The following is a 25863-nucleotide window of genomic DNA, read 5'->3' as shown; positions in this document are numbered from 1 at the left end:
AGCATCGACTGCGCTCTCGCCGGCCGGGCCGGATTCAAGTGTCGATGCGGTGGTCCTGGATGGACTCGTAGGTGACGCGGAGGGACTCGGCCGCGGCGTCGTAACGACGTTGGGCGACACGGATGAAGAGCAGGTCGACGAGCGCGAGCTGGGCGATGCGCGACGACATCGCACCCGAACGGTAACGGCTCTCCCTCGCCTGCGTCGCGAGGACGAGGTCGCACCGGCTGGCGATGGGGGAGTCGGGGAAGTTGGTGATGCACACGGTCGTCGCGCCGGCGGCCCGCGCGAGCTGCATCGCCTGCTCGGTCTCGACCGTGAGCCCGGAGTGCGAGATGCCGATGGCGACCCCACCGGGCCCGAGGAGGGCGGCCGAGGGCAGTGCGAGGTGGGCGTCGACGAAGGTGTTGGCCGGCATGCCGATCCGGTAGAGCTTCTGGTGGAGGTCCTGCGCCGTGAGGCTCGAGGACCCGAAGCCGATGACGTCGATCCGTGGGGCGACGAGGAGGGCGTCGACGACCGCGTCCAGGGCGTCGCGGTCGAGTGAGCGGGCGGTGAGCTCGATCGCCTGCACCTCCTGGTAGGCGACCTTCGCGACGACCGTCTCGACCGAGTCGTCCGGGTCGATGTCGGCGTCGTCGACCTCGAACCGGTCACGCTCCGCCTGCTCGCGACTCGTGGAGGTCGCGACGGCGACCCGGAACTCCCGGTAGCCGGTGTACCCGATGGTCTGGCAGAACCGCGCGACGGTCGCCTGGGAGGTGCCGCACGCCTTCGCGAGTTCGGTGATGGTCAGCTCGACGACGAGCGAGGGGGTGCCGATGATGGTCTCGGCGACGCGCGTCTCGGCGGCGCTCAGACGAGGGATCGCCTGGCGGAGCACGAGCAGCGCGTCAGTGGACATCCGGTGCGGCCCCCGTCGGGTCTTCGACGGCGTGCGCTGCGATGGCCGCGCTGAGGGAGCCGTCGCCACCACGGAGGCGGGCGACGGCTTCGTCTGCGGCGATGCCGGTCACGAGGACGAGGATAGCGGCCTTCACCCAGCCGTCCACGGATGCGAGCGTCTTCGCGGCCGTGGCGGCGTCGACGTCGGTCGCCAACATGACCGTGCGTTCCGCTCGCGCCCGCAGCTTCTCGTTCGTGGTGAGGAGGTCGACCATGAGGTTCCGGTACGTCTTCCCGAGCCGCACCATCGTGATCGTCGACAGCATGTTCAGCACGAGCTTCTGCGCCGTCCCCGCCTTCAGCCGGGTCGATCCCGTGAGGAGCTCCGGACCGACGACCGCCTCGATGCCGATGTCCGCGTCCCGGGCGAGCGGGGAGCCGGCGTTGCACGACAGGCCGATCGTGATCGCACCGATCGAGCGCGCGTACTCGAGGGCGCCCAGGACGTAGGGCGTGCGGCCGGACGCGGAGACCCCCACGACGGCGTCGTCCGCGGTGATCGACAGCGACTCCAGATCCGCCCGACCGAGGTCGTCGCGGTCCTCGGCGTTCTCCACCGCCTGCTGGATGGCGCCCGGACCACCCGCGATGAGTCCGACGATGAGGCCGGGGTCGGTCCCGAACGTGGGTGGTGCCTCACTCGCATCGAGGATGCCCATCCGTCCGGCGGTCCCGGCGCCCAGGTAGACGAGTCGTCCGCCCCGGCGGAGGCGCTCGACGATCGCTTCGACGGCCTCGGCGATCTCGGGTTCCACGGCCGCGATGGCGTCGGGGACGGAACGGTTGTCCTCGTTCATCGCGGAGACGAGTTCCCGGGTGGAGAGGGCGTCGAGGTCGGGGTGTCGTTCGTTCACCTGCTCCGTCGAGAGCGTGGCGAGCTCCGCGCGGATGATGTCGCGTTCACCGGTCCCTGGGCCTGTCGAACGGTGGGCGGCCGAAGCGTCCTCAGGCTGCGTGGACATCGTCGCGCACGACCCTTCCGTCGTAGGAGATCGCGGTGTCGAGTGCGACGAGTCTGGCTCCGTCGAGTGCGTCACCGCGGGGTGCGACGAGGTCGACGCCGACCTCGTGCAGGGCCGTCGCGAGATGTGCGGCGACGTAGGGGTGGGAGGCGATCCCGCCGACGACGCACACGGCACCCGTGCGGGCAGCGGCGGCGCTGACAGCCAGATGGGCGCAGGCGGCGTCGACGATGTCCGCGGCGACCGCGTCGCCCTCCTCGGCTCGGGTGATGACCGCGGGCGCGAAGGTGCCGAGTTGGCGGGCCGGTGCTCCGGTGCTGGAGACCCAGCGGGGGAGCGCGGGGATCGACCCGATGAGCGCCTCGGCGTCGGCGAGCATGGCGGTGGCGGGGCCGCGGCCGTCGAAGGCACGCATGCACGCCTCGAGGCCCTGCTGCCCGATCCACCGACCGCTGCCCTCGTCTCCGAGCCAGGGACCCCAACCGTCGATCTGCTTCACGGAGCCGTCGGCGTCGACGTCGAACACGACGGATCCGGTGCCGGCGATGAGCACCGTGCCGGGACCACCGGCGAACGCACCGGCGTGGGCTGCCAGGGCGTCGTTCACGACGGCGATCGTCGCTCCGAGCGCCAGACGCAGTTCGGCGGTGAACGCGGCGACCTCGTGCGGGGCCGCCTCCACCCCGGCGGCGCCGATCCCGACGTGCTGCACCGCGGTGAGGAGGTCGGCCGGGAGGTGCGCGACCGTCTCGAGGACTGCGCGGGCGGACAGCTCCGCACCCTCGTGGTCGGCGAGGCCCGGTGCACCGTGGCCGCGGGCCTCCGCGAGGATGGTCAGGTCGTCGCCGGATCCGCTCGTGATGCGGGCGCGACAGGAGGTCTTCCCGAGATCGATGGCGAGGACGGGTGCTGCGAGGTGGTTCATGATCCGTTCCGGTGGTGCTGGTCGTGCAGATGGTGCGTCGGTGCCGCGGTGGAGGCCGCGGCGAGGAGTTCGGTGACCCGGTCGGCGGACGCTCGGGAGGCCGCGAGCGTGTCGATCACCGGCAGGGGGAGGACGGCGTCCTCGGAGAGCGGTAGTCCGACGCTCACGACGACGGCGTCCGGCCGGACCAGCGCGACACGGTCCACCGCGAGCCGCTGCGGGGTGTCGGCGCCGAGGCGGTCTGCGAGGAGGACGACGCCGTCGTCGGCGGGGATCGTCTCGAGGAGGAGGGCCAGCTCATCGGAGGCGGGTGCCTCGGCCTGCGGATCCGGTGTCCGGAGGCTCGGGCCGGCAGCGAGCCGGGCGACGGCGAACCGTTCGGCGAGCGATTCGGCGAACGGATCGTGGGCCGAGGCGACGGCGAAGGTCGGTCGGTCGCGGAGGTCGACGAGGGTGATCGCCGACGCTGCGATGGCGACGTCGCCCCGGACGCGCACGACCCGGCGGATGGCGTCGGAGAAGCGCCCTTCGACAAGCTCAGGGACCGGTGACCGCTCAGGGACCGGGGACTCCTCGGGGACCGATTCCCCGGTCCCTGAGCCTGTCGAAGGGCTGACGGACCGTGCGAGCCACGCCACCCGGGCGGCCGCGCGCTCGACGATCGCTCGATCGAGCTCACCGTCGGCCACCGCCGCGCAGACCGCCTCGAACACCTCGAGGTAGTCGTCCTCGTCGGTCGTCGCGCCCTGCTTCGGCCCGAGGTTGGACGGGTTGCCGATGCAGAGCAGATCGACCCCGGCCTGGAGGGCGAGGACCGCCCCGCGTCCGGAGCCGGTGGTGGAACGGATGGCGGCCATGTCGAGTGCATCGGAGATGATGACACCGTCGAAGCCGCTCTCGCGCAGCCGGCGGAGGGGGATCGGGTTGAGTGTCGCCGGGGCGTCACCGAACGCCGGGACGACGATGTGGGCGGTCATGACACTCGCGACGCCGGCGGCGATCGCCGCGTCGAACGGTGGCAGATGCTCGGCTTCGAGCTCCGCCAGGTCCAGGTCGATGCGGGGCAGATCCAGGTGCGAGTCGCTCGCCGTGTCGCCGTGTCCGGGGTAGTGCTTGACGCACGCGGCGACCCCGCCGGTCTGCAATCCGTCGACCATCGCGGCGACGTGGCGGGAGACGAGGTCGGCGGTGGGTCCGAACGAGCGCACCCCGATGACCGGGTTCGCGGGGTTGGTGTTCACGTCGGCGACGGGCGCGAGTGCGACGTTCGCCCCGGCCGCGTGGAGCCGCTCGGCGAGTGCAGCACCCACCGCGCGCGTCGTCTCGACGTCGTCGAGTGCACCGAGCTGCGCATGCCCGGGCAGGGTGGAACCCGTCTGCGCCTCCAGGCGGGAGACGTTGCCGCCCTCCTCGTCGACGCCGATGAGGACCTCGGGCCGGTGGACGCGGAGTTCGGCCGACAGCGCCGCGACCTCCGCCGGGTCCGAGGAGAGGTTCTGCCCGAAGTACACGACGCCCGCGAGGCCGCCGTCCAGTTCGCGCAGCAGCCAGTCCGGGGCGGTCCGGCCGAGGAACCCCGGCCAGAGGACGCCCCGGACGAGCCGCGCGACGTCTGGGTCGATCATCCCTTCACCGCTCCGGACACCAGTCCGCCGGAGAGGCGGCGCTGCACGAGGATGAAGAAGATCATGACCGGGATCGTGATGATGGTCGACGCCGCCATGACCGAACCCCAGTCGTTGGAGTTCAGGCCGAAGAACTGTTTGAGGCCGATGGCGACCGTGTAGTTCTCCGTCGAGCCGCCGAGCAGGGTCATCGCGAAGATGAACTCGTTCCAGGCCGTGATGAAGCTGAACACGCTCGTCGCGACGAGGCCCGGGGCCACGAGCGGGAGCATGATCGAGCGGAACATGCGCCACCAGCTGGCACCGTCGAGGAAGGCCGCCTCTTCGAGCTCCACCGGCACCGCCGCGACGAAGCCGCGGAGCATCCAGATGCCGAACGGCAGCGCGAGCGCGACGTACACGATGATGAGCCCGAGCAGGGTGTTGAGCAGCTGCAGGTCGCGGATCTGCACGAACAGCGGGATCACGAGCGCCTCGAGCGGCACCATCTGCACGACGAGGATCATGAGCAGCACCGCGGTGCGGAATTTGAACCGGAAGCGGGCGACCGCGACCGAGGCGAGGAGCGCGACGGCCGCCGAGATGAGCACGGTGGCGGCTGCCACGATCGCGGAGTTGCGGAGGAAGACGCCGAAGCCGCCGTCGGTCAGGACCGACTGGAAGTTCGTGAGCGACAGTTCCTTCGGGAAGAACGACTGCCCGCCGCTCGACGCCTGTGCGTCGAACGCGCTCGACAGCATCCAGTACGCCGGGAACAGCGTGAAGACGAGCAGCAGGGTGACGAGGATCGCCTTGACGGTGTTCGAGCGGATCTTCCGACCGCTCGCCTTCCGGTGCATCGGGACCTGCGGCGTGGCGGACCGGTCGATGCCCGGCTTCTGAGCCGGTCGACGGTCTGCGGTGGGGGCCGGAGCCTGGGTGGTCACAGTTCGTCCTCCTTCATGAGGGCGCGGATGTAGACGATCGTGATGCCGAGCAGGACGAGCGTCAACAGCACCGCGATCGCGGAGCCGAAGCCGTAGCGGTTCTGTCCGAAGGACTCCACGTACGACCACACGCCGAGGTTCAACACCTCGCGGTTCGAGCCGGAACCACCCGGCATGAGGTAGATCTGCGCGAACACCTTGAAGTCCCAGATGGTCGACAGGATGATCACGACCGAGAACACCTGACGCAGCGATGGGAAGGTGATCTGGAAGAAGCGACGGAACGCGCCCGCCCCGTCCATCTCGGCGGCTTCCAGCATCTCCTTGGACACGCCGAGCAGGCCGGCGAGGACGGTGATGGCCACGAAGGGGAAGCCGTGGTGGATCACGTTCAGCAGCGCGATGCCGTAGAACGTGAACTGGTTCGTGAACCAGTTGAAGGGCTCGTCCATGAGCCCGAGCCCCATGAGCGTCTGGTTGACGATGCCGCGGTCGGCGTCGAAGATCCAGACCCAGACGTAGGTGCCGGTGACGGCGGGCATCGCCCAGGCGACCATGATGGCGCTGCCGACGATGGTGCGCCAGAAGGAGCCGAGGTTCGCCATGAGGAGGGCGACGAGGGTGCCCAGGACGACGGTACCGATGACGGCCGCGGCGGCGAAGAGGACGGTGTTCGGGAGGACGACGGTCCAGAGGGTCGGGTCGGCGAAGACCTCGGCGTAGTTCGCGCCGCCGTTGAAGTTGGTGTCGCCGCTGACGATCTCGCGCAGGCCGTAGTCCTGCAGGGAGAACAGGACGACGCGGATGAGCGGCCAGAGGAGGAGCACGGCGAGGATGAGGAGCGCCGGCGTGAGCAGCAGCCAGGGGCGGGTGCGCATCAGGAGGCGCAGCCGCTTGGGGGAAGGGCCCCCGGCCACCCGCGAAGCGGGGGCTTCGCGGGTGACCGTGGGCGGGGTGAGGGTCGACACGATCGGCTACTTGCCGTTCATGATGTCGTCCATCTCCTTGGCGGCGTCGGTCGTCGCCTGGTCGACCGACTTGCTCCCGGAGAGGATGGCCTGGATCATCGCGTTGGTGGTCTTCTTCGCCTGCACCGCACCGAACTTCGGGGTCACGGGGAGGGAAGCGCCGCCGTCGACGAACTGCTCGGCGAAGGGCTTCACCAGCGGGTCGTCGCTCTCGGTCGAGTCGCTGAGGAGCGAGGTCTGGCCGGGGAAGTACCCGGTCTGCTCGGCCCACTCGGAGGCGAACTTGCCGGTGGTCATCATCTCGATGAACTGGAACGCGAGGTCCTTGTTCTTCGAGGTGTTGAACATGCTGAGGTGCGAACCGCCGAGCACGGAGGGCGACATGCCGCCGTCTTCACCCGGGATCGGGATGGCGGCGAACTTGCCCTCGAGCTCCGGGTTCTTCTGGACGATCGTCGCCGGGGTCCAGGAGCCCATGATCGCCATGGCGACCTTGTCCTGCACGAAGTTGTCGAGGACGTCGGTCTCCTTCCAGGTGGTGGCACCCGAGGAGGAGAGGTCGTACTTGGTGGCCAGGTCGGTCCAGAACTGGATGCCCTTGCGCGAGTCGTCGCTCGCGAGACCCGACTTCCAGGTGTCGCCGTCGAGCTCGGAGACCTCGCCGCCGGCGCCCCAGACCCAGGGGTACGCCGTGAACTCGGCGTCACCGGGGACGGGGAACGGGATCATGTCGGGCTTGGCGGCCTTGATCGCGGTGCCGGCGTCGATGATCTCCTGCCAGGTGGTCGGCGCCTTGAGGCCGAGCTCCTCGAAGACGTCGGTGCGGTAGACGATCGAGCGGACGCCGGCGTACCACGGCATGCCGTAGAGCTCGCCGTCGTAGGTGCCGGAGTCGGCGAGGCCCTTGACGAGGTCGTCCTTCAGGCCGGCCTTGTCGACGTAGTCGCCGATGGGGGCGAGGGCGCCGGCATCGGCGAACTCGGCCGTCCAGGTGGTGCCCGTCTCGGCGACGTCGGGGGTGGTGTTCCCGGCGATCGACGTCACGAAGCGGTCGTGGGCGTCGGCCCACTGCACGTACTCGACCTTGAGGGTGGCGCCGGTCTCCTTCTTGAAGGCCGAGCCGACCTCCTTGAAGAAGGCCTCGGAGTCGGGGTTGGTGCCCTGCATGATCCAGACGGTGAGCGTCTGGCCGTCTGCCGAGACGTCGCCTGAGCCGGAACCGCCACCGGCACAGGCGGTGAGGCCGAGTGCCGCGGTGGCGAGGACGGCCAGCGGAAGGGTGCGCTTGCGCATGGTGCTGCTCCTCGATTCTGGGATCGGGAGTCCGGGCCGTCGTTGGCCCGGGATCCGTGATGACCGGGAAACCGCGGTCGATCCCTGCTGTTTTCAGTGGGTGTGGAAACAGTATTCAATAAGTACAGGAAGCTTGCAAATATTTTCCAGCACTGCAACACGGTCGTTACCTGCGTGACGGACGTGTTTCGCGAAGCTGCGAGAACCGTGTGTGTGGATGGCGGTCGGCCACCGCCGTCGTCAAGCCGTGCGGAGGATGATCACGCGCATCGTCGCGGCGGCCCGCTCGCCGTCCTGCGCCTCGATCGCCGACGCGAGGTCCGTGTGCAACGCCGCGTCGTGGTGGTCGATGCCGTCACCGGGCAGCTGGACCACACGATCCCGGAGGGCCTCGTCGACGGCGTCGCCGACCCGGTCGAGGATCGGGTTCCCCGCCGCCCGTCGGATGAGGCGATGCAGCAGGAGGTCGGCCTCGAGGAACGCGATCGGATCCTGGCGAGCCGCCGCCGCGCGGAGTGCCTCGCTCGTCTCGCGGAGCTCACGGGCGTCGCCGTCGCCGCGTCGCTCGGCCGCGAGCCGTGCCGACTCCGGCTCGGTCGCCGTACGGAGCTCGCGGATCGCGAGGAGGGTGGACTCCCGTCGCCCGCTCGCCAGTGCCCAGCGGAGCACCCGGGGCTGCAACCAGTCCCAGCTCGACGACGGCTGCACGGTGTGACCGACGTGGGCCTTGCTGGCGAGGAGTCCCATGCCGGCGAGCACACGGGTCGCCTCCCGGACCACCGACCGTGAGTGCCCGGCGCGGTCGACCAGCTCGTCCACCGTGCACACCGTGCCGGCGGGCAGTCCGCCGTCGACGATGTCGGTGCCGATCCGGTCGAGCGTGCGTTCGAAGGCCGATGTCCCCGGTGCGCGACTCACGCCCGTGCTGACGGACGGGTGGGGGAGATCACGAGTTCGTCGATCCGCACGTGCGGCGGGCCGTCGAGGATGAACCGCACGGCGCGGCCGATGTCCCCGGGCGTCAGCATCGTCTCGCGCGCCGACGCGTCCGGCACCTGCGGCCGCATGGAGAGGAACGGGGTGTCGACGTCGCCCGGGCAGAGGTGGGTGGCGCCGACGCCGTGGAGTCCCTCCTCCTCGTTGAGGGTCGCGCAGAGCGAGGCGAGCGCGGTCTTGCTCGCACTGTAGGCGACGCCACCCTTGGTCGAGAAGCGCCAGCCGGCGAAGGAGGAGATGACGACGATCCGTCCCTGCGCGTCGCGGATGGTGGGCAGCGCGAGGTCGATCGTGCGGGCGACCGAGGTGAGGTTGGTGTCGACGATCGCGGCGAACTCCGTCATCGTCTGGTCGTCCCACCGGCGCCGAGGTGCGTTCAGGCCCGCCGCGGTGACGAGGTCGTCGACCGGGCCGAGCTCGGCGACGATGCGTTCATGGGCTCGGGCGAGCGAAGCGGGGTCCGTCGCGTCGGCCTCCGCGTCGACGGCCACACCGCCGGCGGAGGTGACGGCTTCCACCGTCTCGAGGAGCGCCTCGCGCCGCCGCCCCGTCACGGCGACGCGCCATCCCGCCTCCGCGGCCGACACCGCCACGGCCTGTCCCATACCGCTGCCGCCACCCGTCACCCAGAGCACTCGATCCGTCATGGCGCCAGTGTAGCGAACCGACCGGCCATAAGTATGTTTTACTCGCCTGGTGCGTACGCGGCCGTCGGCACCGGGTCGACGCGTCGAGGGTTGCGCTCGGACGACGGGAGACACCGATGCTGCTGGACCTGACGGACCGACGGGTGATCGTGACCGGAGGTGCTCGGGGGATCGGGCTCGCCCTCGTGGAGTCCTTCCTCGCCGAGGGGTCCCGCGTCGCGGTGCTCGACCTCGACGTCTCCGCCCTCGACGCGCTCGTGGCAACCCACCACGGTGGCCTCGTCGCCATCACGTGTGACGTGCGATCCGAGGACTCCGTGTCGCGCGCGGTCGCGGCGGCTGCCGCCGAGCTCGGAGGGATCGACGTCCTCGTGAACAACGCCGGGATCAACGTGCAGTCGTTGCTCGAGGAGACGAGCGACGCCGCGTGGACCAGGTGCTTCGACGTCAACGTCGGCGGCGTGTTCCGGGTGTCGAAGGCGGTCATCCCGTATCTGAAGGGACAGCGTTCCGGGCGCATCATCAACGCCGCGAGCTTCGCCGCGGTCATCCCGAGCGTCGGCAGCGCGGCCTACGCGGCGTCGAAGTCCGCGGTGGTGCAGCTCACCAGGGTCCTCGCGAGCGAGCTGGGACCGTGGGACATCACGGTGAACGCCTACGCCCCCGGCATGGTGCCGACGGCGATGAACGGTTTCGCCGACCTCCCGACGGCGCAGCAGGACGAACTCCTCGACACACTCTCGGTGCGCCGTTGGGAGGAACCGGAGGACGTCGCGAACGTCGTCCGGTTCCTCGCGAGCGACCAGGCGGGCTACGTCACCGGTGCGCTGATCGACGTCAGTGGCGGCAAGTTCGCGACCCAGTTCCCAGCCCGCGCTCGCGTCTGATCAGGCTCTGGACCTGACGGGATCCGGGCGGTGGACCGGCCGGATTCACGGGTGGTGAAGCGACGGATGTCGGACCGACGCGCCCGGGAACGACGTTCCCAGGCCCGGATTCGCAGCCAGCGCGAAGGCCGCTTACGATACCGTGGACGGCACATCCGGAGGCCCGCTGCGCGGGTCGGCGGAGGGCCGTCGAGTGGGCTGACCGGGGCAGGTCCACAGCCGCAGGATCGTCGGGATCACCATCTGGAGCAGAGGAGTTCGGTCAGCCGTGGCTTCACGAGTGCACGAGTCGGAACGTCGCCGTTCGCGCGATGCGCGTCGAGGGCGCCACCGTGCCTCAGCCCAGATCGAACCCTTCACCCGCGGGTTCAGCGCCCTCGGTGAGCTGGCCGCGTCGGGCGCGCAGGTCAGCCTCCGGATCAACGACATCACCACCGGCGAGATGCTCATGTCGGCCGACGACCACGTCGTCGTGCCCACCGCCTCGATCGGCAAGGTCCTCCTCCTCATCGAGGTCGCGGCCCGCCTCGGCGACGCCGACTTCAGCGGCCTCACCATCCTCGACCGCGAGCCGCTCGACGCCGTCGCCGACTCCGGGATCTGGCAGCACCTCCAAGCGCCGTCCCTCCCGGTCGCCGACCTCGCGGCCCTCGTCGGCGCGACGAGCGACAACCTCGCCACGAACGTCCTGCTCCGCCACATCGGTCTCGACGCCGTCCGCCACCGTGCCGAGGAGATCGGGCTGAAGCGCACGGCTCTCCTCGACATCGTCCGCGACCACCGCGGCCCCGACAACGCACCGCAGCTCTCCGTCGGTTCCGCCCGCGAACTCGCCTGGCTGTTCCAGGCACTCGCGACCGGCGAGATCGTCGACGCCACCACGAGCCGCCGGGTCCTGGCCTGGTTGTCGCTCAACACGGACCTCTCGCTCGTCGCCTCGGGCTTCGGGCTCGATCCGCTGGCCCACCGTGAGCCCGACCACGGCATCCAACTCTTCAACAAGACCGGATCCGGGGTCGGTGTGCGAGCCGAGGCGGGCATCCTCCGAGGCCCGAACGGCGCCGTGAGCTACGCCGTGTGCACGAGCTACGACGACACGGAGCTCGGCACGCGCCTCGGGGTGGTCGACGCCGTCCGGATCCTCGGCCAGGACCTCCTCGAGTACGTGCACTGAGCCGGTCTCGCTCCTCCGGTCCCTGAGCGTGTCCAAGGGCTCACCTCCTCCGGTCCCTGAGCGTGTCGAAGGGCAGGATGCGGCTGTCGAACGCCCACTCAGTCGATGAGCCCCGCCGCCGCGAGGCGTTCGAGCACCTCACGCCCCGCGGGCGGGCAGCGGTCGAGTGACTCCGTGCCCACCCAGTGGACCGCGCTCACCTCGGCGGAGGGCATCGGTGTCTCGTCCGTCTCTGCCGCGAAGACGTGCATCCGCACCAACCGGCCGTCGGGCTCGCCGTGCGCCTGCGTGACCACCGTGAACAACGGCGAGACCCGCGCCGGATCGATCTCGACCGCGACCTCCTCGCGTGCCTCCCGGACGGCGGCCTCGGCCGGCGTCTCGCCCGCGTCGATCTTCCCGCCGGGCATGTACAGGACGTCGCGACCGCGAGCCGTCACCATGAGGACCCGCCGTCCGCGGACGATCGCGACCGCGGACACGAGGATGTCGGGGAGCGGGCTGCCCGAGCCCGCGGGTGCACGGCTCACCGGTCGGCCGGGCTCTCGGGGTCGAGCGCGGGCCGCACCCGATCGGCGAACCCGTCGACGGCGAGTTCCACGGCGTCCTTGAGCTCGTCCGTGCTGAGGATCACGAAGTGACCCGGAACCGGGAGGAGCACGTTCGTTGCTCCGGGCAGCACGCTGCTGGACGGCACGTGCGGGTCGAAGGTGCTGTAGATCGAGACGATGTCGGTGTTGACGTCGTGCGGGGCGCCGAGCGCGACGATGGTCTCGTCCGTCGGGAGGAACGCACGGAGGCTCGGGTCCACCACGTACTTCGCGAGCACCGATCCGGAGAACGGCGAGCAGATCGCGACGACCCCGAGCAGGCCCAGCCGCTCGCGTTCGGTGAGGAGCAGCTCCTTCCCGACGAGCCCTCCCTTGCTGTGCGCGACGATGACGCACCCGGCGGCGGGCTTCGGCAACCGCCCGAGCGCGCGAGCGAAGCGGGCCGCCGTGTCGCGGATGGGTTTGCGGTTGTAGCCGAGGCCGCGCGCGATGCGGATCCGGTAGCCGTCGGCGTTCAGGCGGTCGGCCACCGGCTTCAGGAACGCCCAGGTCTCGTACACGCCGGGGATGAGGACGACGACCGGTCGACTCGCGTCGCCACGGGCGTACTCCTTCGGGATGCGCCCGCTGAAGAAGGCCCGCGTGTGCCAGACGACCGAGTGGACCCAGTCGGCGGCGACGATCCCGGCGATGGCCAGCGCGCCAGGTCGCTCGGCGACCGGCGGGGCGTCGGCGAGCGAGACGTCCTCGGCTTCCGCCACCGATTCCTCGTCCATCCGCACCCCCTCGTCCATCTTGCCACCGCCTCCGGTGCGCGCCGCACGAGCCCAGTGAACATCAGGGATCGCGGGTTACCCTGTGTTGACAAGGCGACGGCACGCTGCAAGCATGAGTCCGTTCGTCGAACCCCTATGCGCGAGGTGCACCTTCATGACTGATCCGAACTCCGGCCAGCCGAACGACCCATACGGTCAGAGCCAGAACCCCCAGCAGCCGGCCTACGGCGAATCGCAGGTTCCGCCGGCTCCGCAGTACGGGGAACAGGCGCCGCAGTACGGTCAGCCCTCGCCCTACGGCGAGCAGTCGGGCCAGCAGGCTCCGCAGTACGGCGAGCAGCCCAAGTACGGCCAGCCGCAGGCTCCGTACGGCGAGCAGCAGAACCCCTACGGTCAGCCCGCCGCTCCCTACGGTCAGCAGCAGAACCCCTACGGTCAGCCCGCCGCTCCCTACGGTCAGCCCCAGGCTCCGTACGGCTACGCGCAGCCGACCGGCCCGAAGACGAACGTCATGGCGATCATCTCGCTCATCGCCCCGTTCGTCGGGTTCGGCGTCGTCGGCCTCGTGCTCGGCATCATCGCGCTCGGTCAGATCAAGCGCACCGGCGAGCAGGGCCGCGGCTTGGCCCTCGCCGGCACGATCGTGAGTGGCGTCTCGGTGCTCGTCGGTGTCATCTTCATCATCTTCTACGTCCTGCTCATCGCCGGCGCGATCAGTACCGCGAGCAGCTACAACTACGACTACTGATCCACGGCCTGCTCGGCAGGCGGATCATGACGGGCATCGGCATCGCGCCGGTGCCCGTTCGTCGTTCGAGCGCCCTTCGACAGGCTCAGGGGCCAGACGGCTCAGTGGGGCCGGAAACCTAGGAGGCGGAAGCTGCCGAATCGGTGTCGGCGACCGGAGCGATGACCGCCGGTGCCTGGGGGACCTCGATACCGAAGAGCGTCTGCAGCGCCGTCGTGTACGCGGCCTGCTCGCCGTTGCGGGCGAGGTTCCGCGCCCGCACCGTCGGTTCGTGCAGCAGCACGCCGGCGAGGTGCCGCAGTGCACGGGCGGTCGAGCCGTCGTCGTCGCCACGCGCGGTCGCACGGGCGACCTCGGCCTCGACGAGCGCGTGCACGTGGCTGCGGAGGGCGACGACGGCGGGCTCGAGGCTGCGCTCCTCGCCGACCGCAGCGAACTTCTGTGCGGCGCGGCTGACGATGGAGCGTGCGACCTCGGTGGCCTGCAGCTCCTCGAGCGGCGCGTGGATGCGGATGGTCTCGAGGTCGAGCAGGACGACACCGGACACCGTGGCGACGTCGGGGTCGACGTTACGCGGCAGGCCGAGGTCGATGACGAGCTGGGCCGAGGCGTGCGGCACGGGGCACTCGGCGGCGGCTTCGGTGATGACGTCGTGGACGAGTGCGGAGACCCCGGTGGGCTCGGGTGCCGCCGGTGCGTCGGCCGGGGTGATCAACGAGAGCGTCGGTGCGTCCGTGGCGGCCGCGGCTCGTGCGCGGTGGTCGGCGGCGACGGCCGTGCGACCCGCGCGGAGCAGTTCGGCGTCGACGACGTGGCCCTCGGCGGTGGTGCAGGTCACGATGATGTCGACCTCGCCGGTGGTGCGGGCGAGGTCGTCGTGTCCGATCCAACCGATCTCGTGCGAGCGCGCGAACTTCTCGGCGCGGCCGGACGGCGAGTACACGAGGACGTCGGTGACGCCGCGGTCGCGGAGGGCGGCGAGGCTCGCGCCGGCGTACGCGCCGGTGCCGACGAGCAACACTCGCTGCGTGGCCCAGTCGTCGATACGGCTCTCCGCGAGGTCGAGGGCGAGACGCACGATGGAGCGCCCGGCGCGCCCGAGCGGCGTGCGGTTCTTGATGCCGCGGGAGGTCTGAGACGCGCGCTGGAACAGACGCTCGAGCTCGGAGCTGGTGGTGCCACCGGCGCGAGCTGCCTCGAGGGAGCGCCGCACCTGGCCGGCGATCTCGCCCTCGCCGACGACGACGGACTCGAGTCCGGCCGACACGGCGAAGAGGTGCTCGGCTGCTGCGGTGCCGATGCTGAGGTCGAACACCTCCCGCAGCTGCTCGGCGGGGATGCCTGTGGTCTCGCTGACGGCCTCCGCAGCGGCCTCGAAGGCGACGGATGCGGCGGCGGTGACGGGCTCGTCGAGGTCGATGTACGCCTCGAACCGGTTGCAGGTGGCCACGACGACGGCACCCGAGACGCACTCGTGGTGCTCGACCAGGCGCGCGGCAACGCCCTCGGCACCGACTGAGAGTCGTTCGAGGAGGTCGAAGGTGGCGTTCTTATGGCTCGCCGTCACACACATGAGCACCCGATGAGTCTACCCGAGCGGGCACGTCGGCCTCTCCGGGAAGCCACCCAGGTGACCCTCACCCGATCGCACGCACGCCCCTCGCTCTCAGGGCGGAGATGGGAGGATGGAAGGGTGAGTCTCCCACCCGAACACCCCCTCGTCACCGGCGTGACCCGGTCGTCGCCGCTCATCACCGCGTACCGCGGCACCCGTCCCGAGCGGACGCCCGTCTGGTTCATGCGGCAGGCCGGCCGGTCGCTGCCCGAGTACCGCGAGTTGCGGATCGGGACGGCCATGCTCGACGCCTGCCTCGACCCGGCGATGGCGAGCGAGATCACCCTCCAGCCCATCCGACGGCACGGGACGGACGCGGCCATCTTCTTCAGTGACATCGTCGTGCCGTTGAAGCAGGCCGGCGTCGCGGTCGAGATCGTGCCGGGCCGTGGTCCCGTCATGGGGTCGGCGGTGCGGACGGCCGCCGAGGTCGACGCGCTCGTCGCGCTCGATCCCGCCGTCCTCGACGACACACTGGCGCCCATCCGCGAAGGCGTCGCGCTCACCGTCGCCGGGCTCGCGGGGATCGGCGACGGCCGCACGCCGCTCATCGGCTTCGCTGGCGCGCCCTTCACGCTCGCCGCCTACCTCGTCGAGGGCGGGCCGTCGAAGGACCACCTCGCCGCCCGCACCCTCATGCACGCCGACCCGGACTCGTGGGCGAAGCTCATGGCCTGGTGCGCGGACGTCACCGGTCGCTTCCTCCGCGCCCAGGTGCTCGCCGGCGCGTCGGCCGCGCAGCTCTTCGATTCGTGGGCGGGGGCGCTCTCCCTCGAGGACTACGAGCGTCACGTCGCCCCGGCCTCCCGGGCCGCGCTCGCGCACGTCGCCGACCTCGCCGTCCCGAAGGTGCACTTCGGCGTCGGGACCGGTGAACTGCTCGGCGCGATGCACCGGGTCGGCGCCGACGTGGTCGGGGTCGACTACCGGCTGGCGCTCGACGAGGGCATCCGACGTCTCGGTGGCGGCGTCCCCGTGCAGGGCAACATCGACCCGGCACTGCTCGCCGCCCCCTGGCCGGTCCTCGAGGCGCACGTCCTCGACATCCTCCAGCGCGGGACGGCGGCGCCGTCGCACGTCCTCAACCTCGGCCACGGGGTCCCGCCCGACACCGACCCGGACGTCCTGACCCGCATCGTCGCCCTCGCCCACGATTGGCAGCCCGCATGAGTCTCGAGCCGAAGCGTCTCGTCGTCATCGGCGGTGGTGTGGCCGGACTCGTCGGCGCGGTCGACTGCGCCAAGGTCGGCATCTCGGTCACGGTCGTCGATGCGCAGGAGTCGTTCGGTGGTGCGCTCGCGGCCGCCGAGGTCGCGGGTCTCCGCGTCGACGTCGGTGCCGAGAGCTTCGCGACGCGCGGTGGCTCGGTCGTCGAGCTCATCGAGCAGCTGGGCTTGACCGACCGCGTCGTGCGTCCCAACCGGGCGGGGGCTTGGTTGCACGTCGCCAAGCCCGGACAGCCGCAGCGGAGTGTCCCGCTCCCCAAGGCGGGACTGCTGGGCATCCCGACGAACCCCCTCGCGGACGACGTCCGTCGGGTCATCGGTTGGAAAGGTGCCCTGCGCGCCTACCTCGACCGCATCCGCCCGCCGCTCACGATCGGCACCGAGCACAACCTCGGTGCGCTCGTCAGGAAGCGCATGGGCGCGGCCGTCCACGACCTCCTCGTCGCACCGGTCACCTCGGGCGTCTACTCGGCGGCTCCGGACGACCTCGACGTCGACCGCGCGGCTCCTGGACTGAACGCCGCGCTGACCCGCACCGGGGCGCTGTCCCTCGCCGTCGCGGCCCTCCGGGAGAACGCGCCCGCCGGTGCCGCGGTCGGCGGCCTCGACGGTGGCATGACCGTCCTCGTCGAGGGATTGACCGCGGAGCTCGAGCGGTGGGGGTCGACGCTCATCACCGGCGTCGCCGTCACGGCGATCTCCCGGAACCCGTTCGACATCGACGTGGACGGACCGGGTGTCGGCCTCGGCGACGCCGGCCTCCCGCGGATGAGCGAGCGCCCCGCCGCCGCGGGTGCGTCGAAGGCCCCCTGGTACGTCGCCCTGACCGACGGTCGGGTGCTCGAGGCCGATCTCGTCCTCATCGCGACGCCCGAGCAGCCGGCCCGCAACCTGCTGGCCGACGTCGGGCCGGCGCTCCGCGATCTCCCCGCCGCCGGCGACGATGCGGGCGACCCGGTCCTGCCCGCGCCGATCGAACTCGTGACGATCGTGCTCGACGAACCGGCACTCGACGCCGCACCGCGCGGCTCCGGGCTGCTCGTCGCACCCGGCTCCACGCTCCACGCCAAGGCGCTCACCCACGCGACGGCGAAATGGGCCTGGCTCGCCGACCGCGCGAAGGAGCATGGCGAGCACCGCCACGTCGTCCGCCTGTCCTTCGGCCGTCAGGGCGAGGCCGACGCGACGAGCGCGTTGACCGACGAGGAGCTGCTCTCGACGGCATTGCACGACGCGTCCGCGATGCTCGGCGTCCAGCTCGACCCGGGCAGCGTCCGCGGCTTCCACCGCATCTCCTGGACAGGGACGCAACCGACCGCCGCGCGCGGCCAGCGTGAACGCTCGACGGCCATCCGGGAAGCGGTGGCCGAGGTGCCCGACCTAGCGGTCACTGGTGCCTGGTTGTCGGGCACGGGGCTCGCCTCGGTGGTCCCCGACGCCCACGAGGCGGCGGCACGACTCCGCCATCAGGCGCTGCAGCGGTAGACGCGCCCATATGCCCGACCCGGCATCTTTTCCTGTCAACCCCCGACCGGATGGTGGCGTCGGAGTGACACCCGACTACGCTGGTCCCGTTGGATGCAGCATCACAGCACCACTCGAACAGACGGAGGCGCCATGAAGGGCAAGGTCATGTTCGTCGTCGGTGGGCTCACGGGCTACGTGCTCGGTACCCGCGCCGGACGCGAACGCTACGAGCAGATCAAGACGCAGTGGGTCAAGCTGTGGAACGCGAAGCCGGTGCGCGCGCAGCGCGGCAAGGTCGAGGACTTCGCCAAGGCACGCATCAGTGAGGTCCCCGCGGCTCTGTGGAGCGGCGTCAGCGCCGTCGCGAAGGTCGTCAGCCAGCAGGGTTCGACGCCCGGCCAGAAGCTCGATAAGGCCATCTCGAAGACCGAGGACACCGTCCAGGACGTGTCCGAGACGGTCAAGGACGCCCGCACGGCCTCCGGCACCTCGACGTCGTCGGCCTCGAAGCCCGCAGTGCGGAAGCCTGCCGCGCCCAAGACGACGGCACCGAAGCCCAAGAGCGGCGAGTAGCACCGACGATGCCGTTCATGAGTGACCGCAACCGCTCGGAGCCGCGCTACGACAAGCGCGACGAGTCCCTCCTGACCCTCGTCGGCCAGTTGCCCGGGGTCGTCTCGAACCTGGTCAAGGCCGAGATCGCCAACCTCAAGACGCAGCTCGCCCACAAGGGCAAGTACGCGGGTATCGGCGCGGCCTTCGTCGCCGGTGCCGCGGTGTTCCTCTTCTTCGCGGTCGGCGTGCTCGTCGCAGTGCTGATCCTCGCGCTCGCGCTCGTCATGCCCTCGTGGCTGGCGGCGCTCTGCGTCTTCGTGCTCTTCGTCCTCGTCGCTGCGGTCCTCGTACTGATCGCGCTGCGCTACTTCAAGAAGATCAACGAGGACCCGAGCCCGATGGACAACGTGAAGGAAGACATCAAGGCAGTGAAGGGACTCGGCGAGTATGACCGTTGACCAGTTCCCGGGGGCGACGCCCTCGCCCGAGCAGGCTCGTGCCGAGCTCGTCGCCACACTGAACGCGATCGAGGACAAGCTCAACGTCCCGAAGCAGGTGCACCGCGCCAAGCGTCGAGCCATCGTGCAGATCGCGACCGTCAAGGTCGAACGCCCGGCGGTCTTCTACGCCGGTGTCGCGGGCCTCGCCGGTGCGGCGGGGCTGGCCGTATGGGGCATCGTCCGCGCCATCGCGCGCTGACGCGTCGCGCCGCCGGTCAGTCGCTCGGCGTGGCGACGCGCGTCATCGGGACGTGCACGATGTCGTCCTCCACATAGTCGGGGCCGCTGATCTCGAACCCGAACCGGCCGTACCAGTCGGCGAGGCGTTTCTGGGCGCCCATGCGGAGTTCCCGATGCCCGTGGTCGGCGACCGCGCGGCGGATCAGTTCCGCGGCGAGACCTCGCCCGCGGGCGGTGAACGCCGTGGCCACCCGTCCGATCTCCGAGTGCTCGGCCTCGGTCAGGATCCGGATCGTCGCGAGCACCTCGTCGCCCTCCTGCGCCCAGGCGATGAGGGTCCCGTCCTCGATGTCGCGTCCGTCGAGATCGGCGAAGAGCGCCGTCTGCTCGACGACGAAGACGTCGACGCGGATCTTCAGCACACGGTAGAGCGTCACCGGATCCATCTCGGCCGCTCTGGCGACGTGGTACTGGACGGGAGGCTGCTCGCTGGTCATCACCCGACTGTATCGCCGGTGAGGCTGGGCTCGGTGTCAATCGTGACCTGCCCCTTTTGCCCAATCGACCGAACTGGGTGAGGATAGGACTATGACTCACCCGGCCTCTGCCGAGGCATCGCACCACCCGACCGACTCAGCCACCCCGACTGGCCCCTCAGGATTCACCCTCTGGGCTGTCCTGCGCCGCGAGCCGGCGAGTGCGCTGCCGCTCGGCGAAGAGCATGTCTCCGAACTCGAAGCATCCATCGCACTCGTCGAAGCCCAGGGCGTGACCCTGCGCGGCATCTACGACGTCTCCGGCCTCCGCGCCGACGCCGACCTCATGCTGTGGCTCCACGGCGACACCGCCGAGGGCCTGCAGGCCGGCCTCCGCGAGCTGCGCCGCACCGCCATCCTCGGTTCGCTGGCACCCACCTGGAACGCCATGGGCGTCCACCGCGACGCCGAGTTCAACCGGCAGCACGTCCCCGGGTTCCTCCGCGGCATCGAGCCGAAGGGCTGGCTCTGCCTGTACCCCTTCGTGCGCAGCTACGAGTGGTACCTCCTGCCGGAGGAGGAGCGTCGCAAGATGCTCGCCGAGCACGGCCGTCAGGGTGCGGCGTTCACGGGTGTGCTCGCCAACACCGTCGCCTCCTTCGCCCTCGGCGACTACGAGTGGCTCCTGCCGCTCGAGGCCGACGACGTCGTCGAACTCGTCGACCTCATGCGCGACCTGCGCAACACCGAAGCGCGCCGCCACGTGCGCGAAGAGGTGCCGTTCTTCACGGGCCGCCGTATCACGCCCGCCGAGGCATTGGAGGTGGTGCGCTGATGGCAGCCATGAACCTGGGGAGCACCGGAGCCGAGGCCCCCGAGCGCATCGTCCGCGGCGCGACCGACGCCGCAGCGGCCGGTCCTGAGCACGTCTCCGAGCCGACGGACTACGACGCCATCCTCCTCGCCGGCTTCGGCGGGCCCGAGGGCCAGGACGACGTCATCCCGTTCCTCCGCAACGTCACACGCGGGCGCGGGATCCCCGAGGAGCGTCTCGAAGAGGTCGCGCACCACTACCGCCACTTCGGCGGCGTCAGCCCCATCAACGACCAGAACCGTGCGCTCAAGGCGGCCCTGGAGCTCGAACTCGCGTCCCGTGGCATCGACCTCCCGGTCCTCTGGGGCAACCGCAACTGGGATCCGTACCTGCGCGACGCGCTGACCGAGGCGCACGAGCGCGGCTTCACGAAGCTCATCGCGATCGCCACGAGCGCCTACTCCTCGTACTCGAGCTGTCGGCAGTACCGCGAGGACTTCGCGATCGCCGTCGACGAGACGAACCTCCAGGGCGAGATCCAGATCGACAAGGTGCGTCAGTTCTTCGACCACCCCGGCTTCGTGACCCCGTTCATCGACGGTGTCCGTGAGGCGATCGCCGAGTACCTGCGCGAACAGCCCGAGCTCTCCGCCGAGACGGAGATCGAGGTGCTCTTCGCGACGCACTCGATCCCCACCGGCGACGCCGCGCGCTCCGGCCCCGACTTCCGCGGCTTCGGCGACCACGGGGCGTACGAGGCCCAGCACCTCGCGGTGGCCGAGGTCGTCATGGCGAACGCCATCGACCAGCTCCGTGAGGCCGGTGTCCTCGGTGGCGCGGTCGGCAGCGGTGTCTCGGTGCCGTGGCAGCTCGTCTACCAGTCCCGGTCGGGCCCGCCCAGCATGCCGTGGCTCGAGCCCGACATCAACGACGCGATCGCCGAGCTGCCCGCCGCCGGCCGCAAGGCGATCGTCATCGTGCCGCTCGGCTTCGTGAGCGACCACATGGAGGTCATGTGGGACCTCGACAACGAGGCCATCGAGACGGCTGGCGAACACGGCCTGGCCGCCGTCCGCGTCCCGACGCCGGGCACCGCCGCCGCCTACGTCAAGGGACTCGTCGACCTCGTCCTCGAGCGCCGCGACGGCACGCCCGTCGAGGAACGACCGCACATGACCGACCTCGGCCCCTGGTACGACGTCTGCCGCCCCGGGTGCTGCGAGAACGCCCGGCTGGGCTTCAAACCGGCGTTCTCGGGGATCGCCCCATGACCCTTCGTATCGGAACCCGCGGCAGCGCCCTGGCGCTGGCGCAGACCGGTCATGTGGCCGACGCCCTCACGGCGGCCACCGGTGAGGACGTCGAGATCGTCACCGTCACGACGCAGGGCGACACGAGTCGTGAGTCGCTCTCGACCATCGGCGGGACGGGCGTGTTCGTCAACGCGCTCCGCGACGCCCTGCTCGACGGCGCGTGCGATCTCGTCGTGCACTCCTTGAAGGACCTCCCGACGGCTCCGGCCGAGGGCTTCACGATCGCCGCCATGCCGATGCGCGAGGATCCACGCGACGCGCTGTGCGCCTCGGACGACCGCTCGCTCGACGACCTGCCGCAGGGGGCCAGGATCGGCACCGGCTCACCGCGACGGATCGCCCAGCTGAAGCGCATCCGGCCCGACCTCGAGGTCGTCGACATCCGCGGCAACATCGACACCCGCCTGCGCCGCATCGACGACGACCTCGACGCCGTCGTCCTCGCGGCCGCCGGTCTCACCCGCCTCGGACGGCTCGATGCCGTCACCGGGCTCTTCGACCTCGACACCTGGCCGACCGCGCCGGGGCAGGGGGCGCTCGCGATCGAGTGCCTCGACGACGACGAGTCGTCCATCGCCGGTTCCATCGCGCTGCTCGACCACGCGCCGAGCCGATGGCAGGCCACGGCGGAACGGGCCGTGCTCCGTCGACTCGAGGCCGGTTGCTCGGCCCCCGTCGGCGCCGCAGCGTGGCTCGATGACGAGGACCTCGTGCTGCAGGCCGCCGTCTACTCACTCGACGGCACCGAGATGATCCACCGGGAGAGCCGCGCGGAGGGGTTCTCCGGCGACGGACACGGGCGGGAGCTGCTGCAAGCGGCCGACGCGCTGGGTGTCTCGCTCGCGGACGAGCTCATCGAGGCCGGCGCAGCCGACCTCGCCCCGCTGGGAGGCGCTGCGTGAAGGACTGGACGAAGTCGAACACCGTTCCCACCGCCACCAAGCCGCTCGGCGGGTGGCGCGTCCTCGTGCCGCGCGGCGGTCCGTGGGGCGATTCGGTCGCCGGGACGGTCCGTGGCAAGGGCGGGTCGCCCGTCGTCGCCCCGATGATCAACTTCGCCAGCACCGACGACCCGGAGACCCTCGGGACCGCGCTCGCGGCGCTCGAGGCGGGCGAGTTCGACTGGCTCACCGTGACGAGCGCGACCACGGTCGACGTGCTGTCCTCGCAGCGGATCCGGATCCCCGAGACGACGAGGGTCGCCGCCGTCGGCGAGACCACCGCTGCCGCACTCACCGCCGTCGGCTACAGCGTCGACCTCGTGCCGGCGAAGGACAACTCCGCCAAGGGCATGGTGCAGGAGCTCACGGCGCTCGAACCGCACCCGAAGCGCATCCTCACGCTCCGCTCGGCCATCGCCAAGCCGCTCCTTACGGAGGGCCTGATCGCCGCCGGGCACGACGTCCAGTCCGTCGTCGCCTACCGCACGGTCGGTGTCCCGGTCGCCGAGAAGATCGTCGCCGACGTCGCCAGCGGCCGGGTGCGTGCCATCCTCGTCACCTCGGGCAGCGTGGCGGAGCAGGTCCGTTCGCAGTTCCCCGAGATCCCCGAGAGCACCGTCATCGCCGCGATCGGACCCCGCACGGCTCGTGACGCCCGAGGCTACGGGCTCCGGGTCGACGTCGTGGCGGAGCAGCAGACGGTCGACTCGCTGATCGAGGCGATCGTGTCCGTGGCGCTCAGCCAGAAGCGCGACGAGGACGCCGGCGACGAGAACCGCTGACCGGCTTCACGCCCTGCGCGAACCGGGAGGGCGCGTCGGCGGCGGCGCGTAGGCTGGACGGGTGAGCATTCCCGAGACCCGTCCCCGTCGTCTCCGGCAGCAGCCGGCCATCCGTCGCCTCGTCAGCGAGACGCGACTCGACCCGGCGGAGCTGGTGCTCCCCATGTTCGTGCGGGAGGGCGTCTCCGAGCCGGTCGAGATCTCCTCGATGCCGGGCGTCCGGCAGCACACCGTCGACAGCGCCAAGCGGGCCGCCGCCGAGGCGGCAGCGGCCGGCATCGGTGGGGTCATGCTCTTCGGCGTCCCGGCCGAGCGCGACGCTGTGGGTTCCGGCGCGACCGACCCCGACGGCATCCTCAACGTCGCGACCCGTGCGCTCGTCGCCGAGGTGGGCGACGCCCTGGTCGTGCAGACCGACCTCTGCCTCGACGAGTTCACCGATCACGGACACTGCGGCGTCCTCGACGACCGCGGGCGCGTCGACAACGACCGCACGCTCGACCGTTACCGCGACATGGCGCTGGCCCAGGCCGAGTCGGGTTCGGCCCTCCTCGGGCTCTCGGGCATGATGGACGGCCAGGTCGCCGCCGTCCGCGAGACGCTCGACGCCGCCGGGTTCGACGACACGATCATCCTCGCCTACTCGGCGAAGTTCGCATCCGCGCTCTACGGGCCGTTCCGCGAGGCCGTGGACTCGCAACTGCAGGGCGACCGCCGCACCTACCAGCTCGACCCCGCCAACCGTCGTGAGGGTCTGCGCGAGGCCCTCATCGACGAGGCCGAGGGCGCCGACATCGTCATGGTGAAGCCCGCGGGGAGCTTCCTCGACGTCCTGGCCGACGTGGCGGACACGGTGTCGATCCCGGTCTGGGCGTACCAGGTGTCCGGTGAGTACGCCATGATCGAGGCCGCCGCCCGGCAGGGCTGGATCGACCGTCGACGCGCGATCGAGGAGTCGGTGCTGTCCATCAAGCGCGCCGGAGCCGAGGTCGTCCTGAGCTACTGGGCCGTCGAACTCGCCGGTTGGTTGGATGAGGCGCGCGGCCTGCGTGCAGGAGGAACCCGATGAACGACGCAGCATTCGTCAGAGCCCAGCGGTCGATCCCCGGTGGGGTGAACTCGCCCGTCCGCGCCTTCCGCTCGGTCGGCGGTACGCCGCGGTTCATGGTGTCCGCGACCGGTCCCTACATCACCGACTCCGAGGGAGTGGAGTACGTCGACCTCGTGAGCGCCTGGGGCCCCGCGCTCCTCGGACACGCGCACCCGCAGGTCGTCGAGGCCGTGCAGGCCGCTGCGGCCCGCGGTCTCTCCTTCGGCGCGTCCACCCCGGCCGAGACCGAGCTCGCGGAGCTCGTCAAAGAGCGCGTCCAGGCGTCCGGTGTCGCGCCGATCGAGAAGCTGCGCATGGTCTCCACCGGCACCGAGGCGACTATGACGGCCATCCGCCTCGCGCGCGGTGCCACGGGTCGCAGTCTCATCGTGAAGTTCGCCGGCCACTACCACGGCCACTCCGACGGCCTGCTCGCCGAAGCGGGATCGGGCGTCGCGACCCTCGCCCTGCCGGGGTCCGCCGGGGTCACCGCCGAGACGGCCGCCCAGACGATCGTCGTCCCGTACAACGACCGGTCGGCACTCCGCGAGGTCTTCGCCGAGCGTGGTCAGGACATCGCCGCGATCATCATGGAGGCGGCCTCCGCCAACATGGGCGTCGTGCCGCCGGCTCCGGGGTTCAACGCGAGCGTCGTGAAGCTCGCGCACGAGTACGGCTCGCTGGTCATCATCGACGAGGTGCTCACCGGGTTCCGCGTCTCCTCCGCCGGTTGGTGGGGGCTCGACAACCGCGGACTCGCCGCCGTCGCACCGGGCACGGAGCCCGTGCCGGGCGCCGAGGCCTGGGAGGCCGGCAACCACGCCGTCGCCAACTCGACCGGTGCCATCAGCATCCCCGTCGGTGTGTACCAGCCCGACCTCTTCACCTTCGGCAAGGTCATCGGTGGCGGCATGCCCCTCGCCGCGCTGGGTGGGCGCGCCGAGCTCATGGACCTGCTGGCGCCGACCGGCCCGGTCTACCAGGCCGGGACGCTCTCGGGGAACCCGGTGGCCCTCGCCGCCGGCATCGAGACGTTGCGCCTCGCCGACCAGAACGTCTACCGTCGGGTCGATGCGGCGGCCGCGATCGTGTCCGAGGCGACCTCGAACGCACTCACGGAGGCCGGGGTCGCGCACACCGTGCAACGCGCCGGGAACCTGTTCTCCTTCGCCTTCAGCGAGACGGCACCGACCGATTACGCCGCGGTCCTGCGGCAGGACGCCTTCCGGTACCCGGCCTTCTTCCACCGCATGCTCGACGCCGGGGTGTCGCTCCCGCCGAGCGTGTACGAGGCCTGGTTCGTCTCCGCGGCGCACGACGACGAAGCGATCGGACGCATCGTCGACGCCCTGCCCGCGGCGGCCCGCGCGGCTGCGGCGGCCATCCGCTGAGTCGGACGGTCGCCCCGCCGCCGACGTCGGCCGTCGCACAGGGCATGCGTTACCGCTTTGTGAACTTCCGGCAACGCGAACGTCGGTGGG

27 protein-coding genes are annotated in these 25863 nt (G+C 70.8%); 14 read left to right on the top strand and 13 right to left on the bottom strand.

Going from position 1 to position 25863, the window contains the following annotated elements:
• Nucleotides 1–34: 34 nt before the first annotated feature.
• The 9 genes from AC4PMY_RS14650 to AC4PMY_RS14610 form a co-directional block, all read right to left on the bottom strand.
• Nucleotides 35–904: a MurR/RpiR family transcriptional regulator gene (locus tag AC4PMY_RS14650; RefSeq protein WP_491623072.1), complete on the bottom strand. Its 870-nt coding sequence runs from the start codon at nucleotides 902–904 to the stop codon at nucleotides 35–37.
• The gene (murQ, locus tag AC4PMY_RS14645; RefSeq protein ID WP_082915984.1) at nucleotides 894–1907 is read right to left on the bottom strand and encodes an N-acetylmuramic acid 6-phosphate etherase; all 1014 of its coding nucleotides are present in this window, start codon (nucleotides 1905–1907) and stop codon (nucleotides 894–896) included. Before murQ ends, AC4PMY_RS14650 begins: the two co-directional genes overlap by 11 nt.
• Entirely contained in the window at nucleotides 1891–2832 is a 942-nt protein-coding gene (locus tag AC4PMY_RS14640; RefSeq protein WP_064294929.1) for an N-acetylglucosamine kinase, read from the bottom strand. The genes murQ and AC4PMY_RS14640 overlap by 17 nt, the downstream gene beginning before the upstream one ends.
• On the bottom strand, nucleotides 2829–4457 hold the full coding sequence (locus AC4PMY_RS14635) for a glycoside hydrolase family 3 protein (RefSeq protein ID WP_491623071.1): 1629 nt from the start codon (nucleotides 4455–4457) through the stop codon (nucleotides 2829–2831). The genes AC4PMY_RS14640 and AC4PMY_RS14635 overlap by 4 nt, the downstream gene beginning before the upstream one ends.
• Entirely contained in the window at nucleotides 4454–5296 is an 843-nt protein-coding gene (locus AC4PMY_RS14630) for a carbohydrate ABC transporter permease (RefSeq protein ID WP_064294955.1), read from the bottom strand. Before AC4PMY_RS14630 ends, AC4PMY_RS14635 begins: the two co-directional genes overlap by 4 nt.
• Nucleotides 5297–5379: 83 nt before the next feature.
• Entirely contained in the window at nucleotides 5380–6351 is a 972-nt protein-coding gene (locus AC4PMY_RS14625) for a carbohydrate ABC transporter permease (protein ID WP_369808448.1), read from the bottom strand.
• Nucleotides 6352–6357: 6 nt separating this feature from the next.
• The gene (locus tag AC4PMY_RS14620) at nucleotides 6358–7644 is read right to left on the bottom strand and encodes a sugar ABC transporter substrate-binding protein (RefSeq protein ID WP_064294926.1); all 1287 of its coding nucleotides are present in this window, start codon (nucleotides 7642–7644) and stop codon (nucleotides 6358–6360) included.
• Between the two features lie 240 nt (nucleotides 7645–7884).
• Complete coding sequence (locus tag AC4PMY_RS14615) at nucleotides 7885–8562, bottom strand: FadR/GntR family transcriptional regulator (protein ID WP_064294925.1); 678 nt, start codon at nucleotides 8560–8562, stop codon at nucleotides 7885–7887.
• Nucleotides 8559–9287, bottom strand: coding sequence for an SDR family oxidoreductase (locus AC4PMY_RS14610; RefSeq protein ID WP_064294924.1), 729 nt, complete (start codon nucleotides 9285–9287; stop codon nucleotides 8559–8561). Before AC4PMY_RS14610 ends, AC4PMY_RS14615 begins: the two co-directional genes overlap by 4 nt.
• Nucleotides 9288–9403: 116 nt before the next feature.
• Between AC4PMY_RS14610 and AC4PMY_RS14605 the strand changes: the two genes are divergently transcribed.
• Together AC4PMY_RS14605 and AC4PMY_RS14600 are read left to right on the top strand one after the other, a co-directional pair.
• Nucleotides 9404–10174 carry an SDR family NAD(P)-dependent oxidoreductase gene (locus AC4PMY_RS14605; RefSeq protein WP_071260465.1) on the top strand — a complete coding sequence of 257 codons (771 nt, stop codon included), beginning with the start codon at nucleotides 9404–9406 and terminating at the stop codon, nucleotides 10172–10174.
• Nucleotides 10175–10442: 268 nt separating this feature from the next.
• Nucleotides 10443–11348, top strand: coding sequence for a serine hydrolase (locus AC4PMY_RS14600; RefSeq protein WP_064294922.1), 906 nt, complete (start codon nucleotides 10443–10445; stop codon nucleotides 11346–11348).
• Nucleotides 11349–11446: 98 nt separating this feature from the next.
• Here the strand turns inward: AC4PMY_RS14600 and AC4PMY_RS14595 are convergent, their stop codons facing one another.
• Together AC4PMY_RS14595 and AC4PMY_RS14590 are read right to left on the bottom strand one after the other, a co-directional pair.
• Complete coding sequence (locus AC4PMY_RS14595) at nucleotides 11447–11878, bottom strand: NUDIX hydrolase (protein ID WP_071260463.1); 432 nt, start codon at nucleotides 11876–11878, stop codon at nucleotides 11447–11449.
• Nucleotides 11875–12675: an esterase/lipase family protein gene (locus AC4PMY_RS14590; RefSeq protein ID WP_139205363.1), complete on the bottom strand. Its 801-nt coding sequence runs from the start codon at nucleotides 12673–12675 to the stop codon at nucleotides 11875–11877. The genes AC4PMY_RS14595 and AC4PMY_RS14590 overlap by 4 nt, the downstream gene beginning before the upstream one ends.
• A gap of 154 nt (nucleotides 12676–12829) precedes the next feature.
• On the opposite strand from AC4PMY_RS14590, the gene AC4PMY_RS14585 reads away from it, so the two are divergent.
• Nucleotides 12830–13423 (top strand): DUF4190 domain-containing protein, encoded by a 594-nt coding sequence (locus AC4PMY_RS14585; protein ID WP_491623070.1) that lies wholly within the window; start codon nucleotides 12830–12832, stop codon nucleotides 13421–13423.
• Between the two features lie 118 nt (nucleotides 13424–13541).
• Here AC4PMY_RS14585 and AC4PMY_RS14580 read toward each other — a convergent pair whose 3' ends face one another.
• The gene (locus tag AC4PMY_RS14580) at nucleotides 13542–15002 is read right to left on the bottom strand and encodes a glutamyl-tRNA reductase (protein ID WP_071260461.1); all 1461 of its coding nucleotides are present in this window, start codon (nucleotides 15000–15002) and stop codon (nucleotides 13542–13544) included.
• Between the two features lie 114 nt (nucleotides 15003–15116).
• Here AC4PMY_RS14580 and hemE point away from each other — a divergent pair, with 114 nt between their 5' ends.
• The 5 genes from hemE to AC4PMY_RS14555 all read left to right on the top strand — a co-directional run bounded on the left by hemE (nucleotide 15117) and on the right by AC4PMY_RS14555 (nucleotide 18985).
• Nucleotides 15117–16208, top strand: a complete 1092-nt coding sequence (hemE, locus tag AC4PMY_RS14575; RefSeq protein WP_064294918.1) for a uroporphyrinogen decarboxylase — start codon at nucleotides 15117–15119, stop codon at nucleotides 16206–16208.
• Nucleotides 16205–17749: a protoporphyrinogen/coproporphyrinogen oxidase gene (locus AC4PMY_RS14570; protein WP_071260460.1), complete on the top strand. Its 1545-nt coding sequence runs from the start codon at nucleotides 16205–16207 to the stop codon at nucleotides 17747–17749. The genes hemE and AC4PMY_RS14570 overlap by 4 nt, the downstream gene beginning before the upstream one ends.
• 132 nt (nucleotides 17750–17881) lie before the next feature.
• A complete protein-coding gene (locus tag AC4PMY_RS14565) occupies nucleotides 17882–18304 on the top strand; it encodes a hypothetical protein (protein ID WP_064294916.1) in 423 nt (140 codons plus the stop codon).
• Between the two features lie 17 nt (nucleotides 18305–18321).
• Nucleotides 18322–18744, top strand: coding sequence for a phage holin family protein (locus AC4PMY_RS14560; RefSeq protein WP_064294953.1), 423 nt, complete (start codon nucleotides 18322–18324; stop codon nucleotides 18742–18744).
• Nucleotides 18734–18985: a DUF3618 domain-containing protein gene (locus AC4PMY_RS14555; protein ID WP_079003603.1), complete on the top strand. Its 252-nt coding sequence runs from the start codon at nucleotides 18734–18736 to the stop codon at nucleotides 18983–18985. Before AC4PMY_RS14560 ends, AC4PMY_RS14555 begins: the two co-directional genes overlap by 11 nt.
• A 16-nt stretch (nucleotides 18986–19001) precedes the next feature.
• Here AC4PMY_RS14555 and AC4PMY_RS14550 read toward each other — a convergent pair whose 3' ends face one another.
• Nucleotides 19002–19463, bottom strand: coding sequence for a GNAT family N-acetyltransferase (locus tag AC4PMY_RS14550; RefSeq protein WP_064294914.1), 462 nt, complete (start codon nucleotides 19461–19463; stop codon nucleotides 19002–19004).
• A gap of 91 nt (nucleotides 19464–19554) precedes the next feature.
• Between AC4PMY_RS14550 and hemQ the strand changes: the two genes are divergently transcribed.
• The 6 genes from hemQ to hemL all read left to right on the top strand — a co-directional run bounded on the left by hemQ (nucleotide 19555) and on the right by hemL (nucleotide 25773).
• Nucleotides 19555–20277 (top strand): hydrogen peroxide-dependent heme synthase, encoded by a 723-nt coding sequence (gene hemQ, locus AC4PMY_RS14545; RefSeq protein ID WP_064294913.1) that lies wholly within the window; start codon nucleotides 19555–19557, stop codon nucleotides 20275–20277.
• Nucleotides 20277–21527: a ferrochelatase gene (locus AC4PMY_RS14540; protein ID WP_064294912.1), complete on the top strand. Its 1251-nt coding sequence runs from the start codon at nucleotides 20277–20279 to the stop codon at nucleotides 21525–21527. Before hemQ ends, AC4PMY_RS14540 begins: the two co-directional genes overlap by 1 nt.
• Complete coding sequence (hemC, locus tag AC4PMY_RS14535) at nucleotides 21524–22471, top strand: hydroxymethylbilane synthase (protein WP_064294911.1); 948 nt, start codon at nucleotides 21524–21526, stop codon at nucleotides 22469–22471. Before AC4PMY_RS14540 ends, hemC begins: the two co-directional genes overlap by 4 nt.
• Entirely contained in the window at nucleotides 22468–23292 is an 825-nt protein-coding gene (locus tag AC4PMY_RS14530; RefSeq protein WP_071260454.1) for a uroporphyrinogen-III synthase, read from the top strand. Before hemC ends, AC4PMY_RS14530 begins: the two co-directional genes overlap by 4 nt.
• Nucleotides 23293–23353: 61 nt before the next feature.
• Complete coding sequence (gene hemB / locus AC4PMY_RS14525; RefSeq protein WP_086475190.1) at nucleotides 23354–24361, top strand: porphobilinogen synthase; 1008 nt, start codon at nucleotides 23354–23356, stop codon at nucleotides 24359–24361.
• The gene (hemL, locus tag AC4PMY_RS14520; RefSeq protein ID WP_491623069.1) at nucleotides 24358–25773 is read left to right on the top strand and encodes a glutamate-1-semialdehyde 2,1-aminomutase; all 1416 of its coding nucleotides are present in this window, start codon (nucleotides 24358–24360) and stop codon (nucleotides 25771–25773) included. The genes hemB and hemL overlap by 4 nt, the downstream gene beginning before the upstream one ends.
• Nucleotides 25774–25863 lie beyond the last annotated feature (90 nt).

The sequence above is a fragment of the Plantibacter sp. MDV22-iso1 genome (assembly GCF_058408345.1).
This window is presented reverse-complemented; position numbering and strand designations above follow the sequence as displayed.